Source organism: Bacillus nitratireducens (assembly GCF_036320425.1).
In the GTDB taxonomy this organism is placed as follows: domain Bacteria; phylum Bacillota; class Bacilli; order Bacillales; family Bacillaceae_G; genus Bacillus_A; species Bacillus_A nitratireducens.
On record NZ_JAUMJO010000050.1, the window covers coordinates 1 to 543 of the forward strand.

1 rRNA gene is annotated in these 543 nt (G+C 53.8%); it reads left to right on the plus strand.

The features are described from left to right. Nucleotides 1–522: ribosomal RNA gene (locus Q3V31_RS30785) — 16S ribosomal RNA — on the plus strand; the annotation flags it as partial. Nucleotides 523–543 lie beyond the last annotated feature (21 nt).

Below are 543 nucleotides of genomic sequence, written 5' to 3' on the forward strand. Positions count from 1 at the left end.
GCTTCTCCTTCGGGAGCAGAGTGACAGGTGGTGCATGGTTGTCGTCAGCTCGTGTCGTGAGATGTTGGGTTAAGTCCCGCAACGAGCGCAACCCTTGATCTTAGTTGCCATCATTAAGTTGGGCACTCTAAGGTGACTGCCGGTGACAAACCGGAGGAAGGTGGGGATGACGTCAAATCATCATGCCCCTTATGACCTGGGCTACACACGTGCTACAATGGACGGTACAAAGAGCTGCAAGACCGCGAGGTGGAGCTAATCTCATAAAACCGTTCTCAGTTCGGATTGTAGGCTGCAACTCGCCTACATGAAGCTGGAATCGCTAGTAATCGCGGATCAGCATGCCGCGGTGAATACGTTCCCGGGCCTTGTACACACCGCCCGTCACACCACGAGAGTTTGTAACACCCGAAGTCGGTGGGGTAACCTTTATGGAGCCAGCCGCCTAAGGTGGGACAGATGATTGGGGTGAAGTCGTAACAAGGTAGCCGTATCGGAAGGTGCGGCTGGATCACCTCCTTTCTATGGAGAATTGATGAACGC